This window comes from Actinomadura sp. WAC 06369 (genome assembly GCF_003947565.1).
Classification (GTDB): Bacteria; Actinomycetota; Actinomycetes; order Streptosporangiales; family Streptosporangiaceae; genus Spirillospora; species Spirillospora rifamycini.
Genome location: NZ_QHJN01000096.1, coordinates 23422 through 32222, shown reverse-complemented (window position 1 = coordinate 32222; position 8801 = coordinate 23422). Strand labels below are relative to the sequence as shown.

Here is an 8801-nt window from a genome sequence, read left to right as displayed (position 1 = left end):
TGGTGAAGGCGCCGCCGAGTGCGTCGATGGCCGCGCCGACGCCGTCGAGCACCTGGGCGAGGGCGTCCGGGGGGAGGCGGGTGAACGCGCCCTGGGTGGGCATCTGGTCGAGCCACTCGTCGCGGGTGTACGGGCGCTCCCAGTCGTGGACCCACTGCTCGACGGCGCCGAAGCCGGTCGTCGCGCGGATGCCGTCGGCGGTCTTCTCCAGGATCGGCCGGTACCCGTCGACGCCGCCCCTCGCGACGGCGCGGAAGTCGATCGGTGAGTCGGGCATGACGCGGAGGCAGGCGTCGGCGGTCGCCGCGGCGACCTCGGGCGGCAGCGCGAACACGTTCCAGAACGCCGCGAGGCGGCCGCCGGGGCGCAGCACCCGCGCCGCTTTGGCCGCGCCGGCGCGGGGGTCCACCCAGTGCCAGGCCGTCCCGGCGACGACGGCGTCGAACGTGCGGCCGGCGGGGTCCCAGTCCTCGAACGTCGCGACCTCGACGTCGAGGCCCCGTGCGCGGGCGAACGCGGCCATGCGCGCGTCCGGCTCGACGCCGAGGAGCCGGCAGCCGGACGCGGCGAACTGGCGGGCCTCGATGCCGGTGCCGCAGCCGACGTCGAGGACGTCCGGGCCCGGGGAGGCGGCGGTGATCGCGGCGATCAGGGAGTCGGGGTAGCGGGGGCGCGTCCGGTCGTAGCGTTCGGCGTCCTCGCCGAACGACTCGGCCATGGCGCGGACGCGGTGGGGCTCAGGAGTGGGCATATGCCCACTCTAGTGGGCGCTTGCCCACTCGTCCAGAATGGGAGGCCGGGCGGGGAAAGGGGCGTGGACGGTGCCGACAGGGGTGGCCATCCGGGACGTGCGGCGGCAGTTGTTCGGGGCCGCCGAGCGGGTCCTGCTGCGGGACGGGCCGAGCGGGCTGACCAGCCGCGCGGTCACCACGGAGGCCGGCTGCGCCAAGGGCGTCCTGCACCGGCACTTCGCCGACTTCGACGCCTTCCTCGCCGAGCTCGTCCGCGACCGCGTCGCCGGGCTCGACGCGCAGGGCGCCGCGCTGCGCGCCGCCGCCGGGACCGGGACCGTCGCCGGCAACCTCACCGCCGCGCTCACCGAGCTGTTCGGGACGGTCGCCGTCGCGATCGTCGGCCTCGTCACCTCCCGCGACGAACTGCGCGCGCGCCTGCGCCGCGACCGTCCGGCGGGGGTGCCGCTCCTGACGGAGGCCGCGGCGATGGTCGCGTCCTACCTCGCCGCCGAGCGCGACCGCGGCCGCGTCGCGGCGGACGCCGACCTCGACGCGCTCGCCCCCGCGCTGATCGGCGCCGGGCACCTGCTGTTCGCCGACCGGACGGCCGCGCCGCCGGACGCGGACGCCGTCCGGGCGGTCGTCACCACGGTCATCGCGGGGGCGCTGCGGCGACCGTGACCCGCGCGCGGCGCGGGAGCAGGAGCGGCGTCGCGAGGGCGGCGGCGCCCGCGGCGGCGATCGCGGCGCGGGGCCCGGTCGCGGCCGCCAGCAGTCCCCAGAGCGCGGTCAGGGCGGCGGTCGCCAGGCGGCTCGTGACCGTCCACGCCGCCAGCGTCCGGACGAGCCGGTCCGGCGCCGTCAGCTCGAGCCTGCGGGTGGCGAACACGGGGTTGAACACCCCGATGCAGGTGATCATCCCGAGCTCGACGGCCATCACGAGCAGCAGCCCCGCCGCCCCCGGACGGACGAACGCGAGCCCCGGCAGCCAGCAGGCGCGGAGCGTCCCGGCGACCAGCAGCACCCGGTGCGGCCCGAACCGGGGGACGAGCCGGCGGGCCAGCCGCGACCCGACCAGCCCGCCCGCGCAGGGCAGCGCGAAGACGAGGCCGTACTGCCACGGCGCGAACCCGAGCCCGTCGAGCATGAGGACGGCCAGCAGCGGCCCCGCCGCCATGATCAGCCCGTTGACCAGGACCGTGTTGAGGAACAGCGCCCGCAGCGCCGGGTCGGCCAGGATGTGCCGCCAGCCCTCCAGCAGGGCGCCCTCGCCCCGCGCGCCCGTCCGGACGGGCCGCGGTTCGCGCCCGCGGACCGCGCGGAGCGACGCGGCCGACACCAGCAGGCCCGCCGCGTTCGCGAGCACCGTCGCGACCGGGCCGAACAGCCCGATCGCGGCGGTGCCGAGCGGCGGCCCGAGCGCCGTCGCGGTCCAGGTCGTCGCCTCCAGCCGCCCGTTCGCGGCGAGCAGCCGGTCCGGCGGCACGAGCTGCTTCAGGTAGGCGCCGCTCGCCGCCCGGAACGCGATGTCGGCCGCCGCCATGACGACCGCCACGGCCACGAGCTGGACGAACGTCAACCGGCCGAGGGCGTGCGCGGCGGGCACGCTGAGCAGCGCCGCGGCCCGCAGCAGGTCCATCGCGATCATCACCGGGCGCTTGCGGCGGTGCTCGGCCCACGGGCCGAGCGGCACCGCGAGCGCCGCGCCCGCCGCCGTCCCGGCCGCCGCGAGGAACGACACCGCGGCCGGTCCCGCGTCCAGCACCAGGATCGCGATCAGGGCGAACGCGTCGAACGCGAGCATCGTCCCGAAGGTGCTCGCCGCGTAGGCCGTCCAGAAAGGGCCGAACCGGCGTTCCCCGCCCATGCCCCGCAGTCCTCCGCTCGCCCGCCGCCGACCGCGAGATCCAAGCAGGGACGCGCGCCGCCGCGCCAACAACCGCCGCGCGGGCGGGCGACAACCCCGGGTTGTACGGGCGTGTCAGGGGCCGCTCACCGCACGACGAGTGTGATCTTCCCGAGGTCGGACGCGTCGACGACCTCGTCGTCGAAGTCGATGAGGCCGCCGTTGCCCGTGCCGTCCGGCGCGCCGTACTCGATCGACGGGGCGGGCTCGGGCGCGGGCGCGGCGGCGGCCGCCGGGGCGGCGGCGACCAGGGCGCCGCAGGTCAGCAGCAGGGTGATCGTGCGCATGCGGGGGTGCACCTTTCAGATGGTCGGGGGAACGCGCGGGATCCGCGCTTGTCGCCCAGTGTATGCGATCGATCACACCATGTGCTCGACGGTGGCTGTGTGCGGGCCGGTCTCCGTACACCCCAGGGTGTACGTGAACCGGCACCGCCGGGTGTACGCATGCCCTGACCTGCCCTCTTACCGTTCTCGGTGTCGGCTGGAGACGGAGGACGGAGGTCGTCGTGGACCGTGCGAGGGGGCGCCGCCCGGTGCGGATGTGGACGGGTGCGGGGCTCGTCGTCGTGGGCCTGGCGGTGGCGCTGGGGTTCGCGTTCGTCCCGCCCCACGTCCTGATCCCGGAACTGATCGAGAATCCGCGCCTGCAAGGGTTCCCGGAGGGGCCGGTGGGCCTGTGGCTGGCGGGCGCGGGGGCGCTCCTCGTCCTCTCCGGGGCGCGGCGGCGCGGCGGGGAGGACGCGTGAGGCCGTCGCGCCGGGACGTCCTGCGCTGGGGCGCGGCGGCCGGGCTGGTGACGGCCGCCCCCGTCCTCGGGTACGGCGGATGGCTGTACGCGGAGGCCGGACGGACGAACGTGGGCTCGCTGTCGTTCCGGAACCGGCTGCGCATACCGCCCCTGCTCCCGCCCGAACGGACGCCCGAAGGGAAGGTGTTCCGCCTGCGGGTCGGGGCAGGCGACAGCGAGTTCTTCCAAGGCAAGAGCACCGCGACGTGGGGATACAACGGGGCGTACCTCGGGCCCACTCTGCGCGCGCGCCGGGGCGACCGGGTCACGGTCGAGGTCTTCAACGGGCTGGGGGAGACGACCACGACGCACTGGCACGGGATGCGGCTGCCCGCGGTGATGGACGGCGGGCCGCACCAGCCGATCCGCCCGCGGGCGGCCTGGCGGCCGGTGTGGACGATCGACCAGCCCGCGGCGACGCTCTGGTACCACCCGCACCTGCACGGGCGGACGGCGGAGCACGTGTACCGGGGGCTGGCGGGGCTCTTCGTCGTGGACGACGGCGAGGACCCGGGGCTCCCGTCGGAGTACGGGGTGGACGACGTCCCGATCGTCCTGCAGGACAAGAACTTCCACGAGGACGGCTCGCTCGACTCGTCCGGGATCCGCTTCGCGGGGCTGTCGGTGACGGGGCTGCTCGGGGACGAGATCCTCGTCAACGGCACCCGCGACCCGTTCCTGGAGGTGACGCGCACGCGGGTGCGGCTGCGGATCCTGAACGCGTCGAACGCCCGCGTCTACGACGCCGGGTTCACCGACGGCCGGACGTTCGCGCTCGTCGGCACCGACGCGGGCCTGCTCGCGGCGCCCGTCCCGCTGCGGCGGATCATGCTGTCGCCGGGCGAGCGCGCCGAGATCGTCGTGCCGTTCGCGGCGGGGGAGCGCGCCGTCCTGCGCAGCCGCCCGCCGCGGCTGGGCGCGAACCGGGTGTACGAGCGGCTGGCGGGCGGCGACGACACGTTCGACCTGCTGCAGATCCGGGCGGCGCCGCGCCTGGCGGAGTCGCCGCCGGTGCCCGCGCGGCTCGCGGACGTCCCGCCGGTCCCGGCCGGTCCCGGCACCCGCACCCGGTCGTTCGTCATGGCCGACTTCACGCTGAACGGCAGGACGATGGACCACCACCGGATCGACGAGGTCGTGGAGGCCGGGGCCGTGGAGATCTGGGAGGTGACGAACGCGGGCGGCTTCCCCGGCAACGGGCTCCCGCACAGCTTCCACGTCCACGAGGTGGGGTACCGCGTGCTGGACGTCAACGGGGAGCGGCCTCCGCCGCACCTGCGCGGACGCAAGGACACCGTGTTCGTCCCGCCGCGCACCACGGTCCGGCTGGCGATGCGGTTCGGCCCCCACTCGGACCCGGTGCACCCGTACATGTACCACTGCCATCTGCTCGCGCACGAGGACGCGGGGATGATGGGGCAGTTCCTGGTGGTGTCGCCCGAGGACCGGCACAAGGTGCGCGGACGGCCGATCGGACATCATTGACCCATGGCCTCGGCATCGCGGAAGAGGGCGCTCCTCGTCGACGCCGCCGTGGCGGCCGGCGTCGGGACCGCCGTGGCGCTGGCGGCGGTCCGGGCGGACGAGCCGGGCGGCCGGTCCCCGGAGCTCGCCGGGTGGCTGCTCGCGCTGGCGACGGTGGGACTGCTGCTCGTCCGGCGCCGCTTCCCGGTGGGCGTCCTGGCCGGGCTCGCGGTCCTGACGGTCGGCTACAACGCGGCGGGTTTCTCCGGGATCGGCTTCACCTGGCCGATGCTCGCCGGGCTCTACACGGCCGCCGCCGCCGGGCGCCTCGCGGTCGCGGTCGCGGTGGGCGCCGCGCTCGCCGCCCTCGACACCGGCTGGCTGCTGCTGGCCGACCGGCTGCCGCTGCTGCCGGTCCTCGGGATGGCGCTGCCGGGCGTCGTGGCGTCGGGCCTCGCGGTCGCGCTCGGCGACGCGGTGCGCAGCCGGCGGCGGCTCGCGGCGGAGACGCGCGAGCAGCTGCGGCGGGCCGCGCGGGAGCGGGAGCGCGAGGTGCGGCGGGCGGTCGTCGAGCACCGGCTGCGCATCGCCCGGGAGATCCACGACGTGACCGCGCACACCCTCGCCGTCGTCGCCGTGCAGATCAACGTGGCCGCGGACGCGCTCCCGGACGAGCCCGCCGAGGCGTCCCGCGCCCTGGAGACGGCGCGCGAGGTGAGCCGGGAGGCGATGGCCGAGCTGCACGGCGCCGTCCGGGTGCTGCGCGCCCCCGGCGAGGACCCCGATGGCGAGCCGCCGATGCCCGCGCCGCGGCTCGCCGACCTGCCCGGCCTGGTCGACGGGTACCGGGGCGCCGGGCTGACGGCCGTCCTGCGGGAGGCGGGCGCGCCCGCGGACGTCCCGGCCGCCGTCGGGCTGACCGCCTACCGGATCGTCCAGGAGGCCCTCGCCAACGTGGCCCGGCACGCGGGCGCCGCGCACGCCGAGGTGGCCGTCGAGTACGCGCCCGGCGCGGTGCGGGTCCGGGTCAGCGACGACGGGCGCGGCGCCGGGGCGGGGCCCGGGGCGGGGCGCGGGGACGGAGGCGGGCACGGGCTCGCGGGGCTGGCGGAGCGCGCGGCGGGCGTCGGCGGGACGCTGACGGCGGGCCCCGGCCCGTCCGGCGGGTGGGTCGTGGACGCGCGGCTGCCGCTCGGGGAGGGGCCGTGACCGGGCCGCGGGTGCTGCTCGCCGACGACCAGCACCTGGTCCGGGCGGGCCTGCGCAGCCTGCTGGAGAAGGCGGACGACATCGCGGTGGTCGCCGAGGCCGCGGACGGCCTGGAGGCGGTGGCGCTGACCCGGCGGCTCCGCCCCGACGTCGTCCTGATGGACATCCGGATGCCCGGCATCGACGGGCTGGAGGCGGCCCGCCGGATCATCGGCGACCCCGGCCTGTCCGCCGTCCGCGTCGTCATCCTCACCACGTTCGTGATGGACGAGTACATCTTCGCCGCCCTGCGCGCCGGGGCCGCCGGGTTCCTCGCCAAGGACGTCCGGCCGGACGAGCTGCGCGCCGCCGTCCGGGTCGCGGCGGCGGGCGAGGCGCTGCTGGCCCCCGAGGTCACCCGCCGCGTGATCGAGCACTTCTCGCGGGGGCCCGGGCCGCCGCGCCCGGACGGCCGGCTCGCCGCGCTGACCGGGCGGGAGCGCGAGGTCATGGCGGCGGTGGCGGCCGGGGCGAGCAACCAGGAGATCGCCGAGCGCCTGCACATGAGCCCGCTCACCGCGAAGACGCACGTGACGCGGATCATCGGCAAGCTCGGCGTCCGCGACCGCGCGCAGGTCGTCGTCCTCGCGTACGAGGCGGGCCTCGTCCGCCCCGGCGGCTCCGGCGGCCCGCCCGGATGACCCCGGTTGTGCGGCGGTCCCAACCCGGTCGGGCGGCGCCGGTGCCGCCGTCCAAGGAGCGGTCCCGGGCCGTGTGCGGGCGGGGGGCGGGCGGCTAGGGTCAGAATCCGATTCGGGAGAGGGAGGCGACATGGCGGTCGATCCGACCGGCGAAGGGCTGAAGCGGTTCCTCGCGGAGGACCCGGGCGGGCCGGTGGTGATGCTCAACCTGCTGCGCTTCCGGGAGGGCGGCGAGAAGAGCTACGCGCGCTACTCCAAGACGGTCGGTGAGCTGATCCTCGGCCGGTACGACTCCGAGGTCCTCTACTACGGCAAGGGGTCGACGGCGCTGGTCGCCGAGGACGGGCAGGCGTGGGACGCCGTCCTGCTCGTGCGGTACCCGTCGCGGGAGGTGTTCGCGCGGATGGTCGCCGACCCCGACTTCCAGGCCGTCGCGCACTTCCGCTCCGAGGCGCTCACCGAGGCCGTGCTCCAGGCGACCGTCCCCCTGGCCTGAGCCCGCCGGGACGACCGGCCTAGCGAACATGACATTTGTTCATGTTTAATGTGACGCTCGGTCGGATCAGGCGGGGAGGGTCCATGGGCGCACTGCCCGACGGCTGGCTCTGGGGGACGGCGACGGCCGCCTACCAGATCGAGGGCGCGGTCGCCGAGGACGGCCGCGGCCCGAGCATCTGGGATACGTTCGCCGCCGAGCCCGGACGGGTGAGGAACGGCGACACCGGCGACGTCGCGTGCGACCACTACCACCGGTGGCCGGAGGACGTCGCGCTCATGGCGGGCCTCGGCGTCGACGCCTACCGCTTCTCCGTCGCGTGGCCGCGGATCCAGCCGGACGGCCGCGGCCCCGCCAACCCGAAGGGGCTCGACTTCTACGACCGGCTCGTCGACGCCCTCGCCGAGCGGGGCATCGCGCCCGTCGTCACCCTCTACCACTGGGACCTGCCGCAGGCCCTCCAGGACCGCGGCGGCTGGATGGACCGCGACACCGCGCACCGGCTCGCCGAGTACGCGGCCATCGTCGCCGACCGCCTCGGCGACCGCGTCGGCGCCTGGCTCACCCTGAACGAGCCGTTCGTCCACATGACCGAGGGGTACGGCATCGGGACGCACGCGCCCGGCGAGGCCCTCCTCCTGGACGCCCTGCCCGCGGCCCACCACATGCTGCTGGCCCACGGCCTCGCCGTCCCGGTGCTGCGCGAGCGCTCGGCCGCCCCGATCGGCATCACCAACAACTACAGCCCGGTGCGGCCCGCGAGCGGCGACCCCGCCGACCGGGCCGCCGCGGACGCGTTCGACGTCCTGCAGAACCGCCTGTTCACCGACCCGGTCCTGCTCGGCCGCCTGCCCGACATGGGCGCCTACGGCATCGCGGCGGACGCGCTGCCGTTCGTCCGCGACGGCGACCTCGCCGCCATCGCCGCGCCCATCGACCGGCTCGGCGTCAACTACTACAGCCCCACCCGCATCGCCGCCCCGCGCGGCGCCGCGGCCCCGGCCGCCCCGGCGGCGGGCGGGTCGGTGCTCGCCGAGGCCGCCGGCCGCATCGAGGGCGCCGGGCTCCCGTTCGAGGACGTCCCGATCGAGGGCCACCCGCTCACCGCGTTCGGCTGGCCGGTCGTCCCGGACGGCCTGCACGAGCTGCTCACCGGCCTCCGCGACGCCTACGGGGACCGGCTGCCGCCGATCCTCGTCACCGAGAACGGCTGCTCCGCCCCCGACGGCGACCCCGCCCGCCGCGACCAGGACCGCATCGACTACCTGGACGGCCACCTGCGCGCCCTGCAGCGCGCGATCGACGACGGCGTGGACGTCCGCGGCTACTTCGTCTGGTCGCTGCTCGACAACTTCGAGTGGGCCGAGGGCTACGCGCAGCGGTTCGGTCTCGTGCACGTCGACTTCGCCACGGGCGCCCGCACGCCCAAGGCGTCCTACCACTGGTTCCGGGAGCGCATCGCCCGGTACCGGTGAGCGGGACCGCCGGGTACCGCCGCCCGCCCGCGCGGGCGACGATGGGCG

Annotated in this window: 10 protein-coding genes; 7 read left to right on the top strand and 3 right to left on the bottom strand. The window is 76.4% G+C overall.

What is annotated here, in order from left to right; all coding sequences use genetic code 11:
* Nucleotides 1-751 (bottom strand): class I SAM-dependent methyltransferase (locus DMH08_RS24360; RefSeq protein WP_233617772.1); only part of this gene is annotated, 751 nt, incomplete at its 3' end.
* 70 nt (nt 752-821) lie between these two features.
* Between DMH08_RS24360 and DMH08_RS24355 the strand changes: the two genes are divergently transcribed.
* Nucleotides 822-1415, top strand: coding sequence for a TetR/AcrR family transcriptional regulator (locus tag DMH08_RS24355; protein WP_026400884.1), 594 nt, complete (start codon nt 822-824; stop codon nt 1413-1415).
* Here DMH08_RS24355 and DMH08_RS24350 read toward each other — a convergent pair.
* On the bottom strand, nt 1387-2601 hold the full coding sequence (locus DMH08_RS24350; RefSeq protein ID WP_026400883.1) for an MFS transporter: 1215 nt from the start codon (nt 2599-2601) through the stop codon (nt 1387-1389). The two genes, DMH08_RS24355 and DMH08_RS24350, sit on opposite strands and share 29 nt — an antisense overlap.
* A gap of 125 nt (nt 2602-2726) precedes the next feature.
* Nucleotides 2727-2927 (bottom strand): hypothetical protein, encoded by a 201-nt coding sequence (locus DMH08_RS24345; RefSeq protein WP_125617940.1) that lies wholly within the window; start codon nt 2925-2927, stop codon nt 2727-2729.
* Between the two features lie 221 nt (nt 2928-3148).
* Between DMH08_RS24345 and DMH08_RS41145 the strand changes: the two genes are divergently transcribed.
* The 6 genes from DMH08_RS41145 (at nt 3149) to DMH08_RS24320 (ending at nt 8753) form a co-directional block, all read left to right on the top strand.
* Entirely contained in the window at nt 3149-3388 is a 240-nt protein-coding gene (locus DMH08_RS41145; RefSeq protein WP_199747979.1) for a hypothetical protein, read from the top strand.
* Nucleotides 3385-4914: a multicopper oxidase family protein gene (locus DMH08_RS24340; RefSeq protein ID WP_199747978.1), complete on the top strand. Its 1530-nt coding sequence runs from the start codon at nt 3385-3387 to the stop codon at nt 4912-4914. Before DMH08_RS41145 ends, DMH08_RS24340 begins: the two co-directional genes overlap by 4 nt.
* Before the next feature lie 3 nt (nt 4915-4917).
* A complete protein-coding gene (locus DMH08_RS24335) occupies nt 4918-6102 on the top strand; it encodes a sensor histidine kinase (RefSeq protein WP_125617936.1) in 1185 nt (394 codons plus the stop codon).
* Nucleotides 6099-6782, top strand: coding sequence for a response regulator transcription factor (locus DMH08_RS24330; protein ID WP_125617934.1), 684 nt, complete (start codon nt 6099-6101; stop codon nt 6780-6782). The genes DMH08_RS24335 and DMH08_RS24330 overlap by 4 nt, the downstream gene beginning before the upstream one ends.
* 130 nt (nt 6783-6912) lie before the next feature.
* Entirely contained in the window at nt 6913-7278 is a 366-nt protein-coding gene (locus DMH08_RS24325; RefSeq protein WP_026400882.1) for a DUF1330 domain-containing protein, read from the top strand.
* Nucleotides 7279-7361: 83 nt separating this feature from the next.
* Nucleotides 7362-8753: a glycoside hydrolase family 1 protein gene (locus DMH08_RS24320; protein WP_125617932.1), complete on the top strand. Its 1392-nt coding sequence runs from the start codon at nt 7362-7364 to the stop codon at nt 8751-8753.
* The last annotated feature ends 48 nt before the right edge of the window (nt 8754-8801 follow it).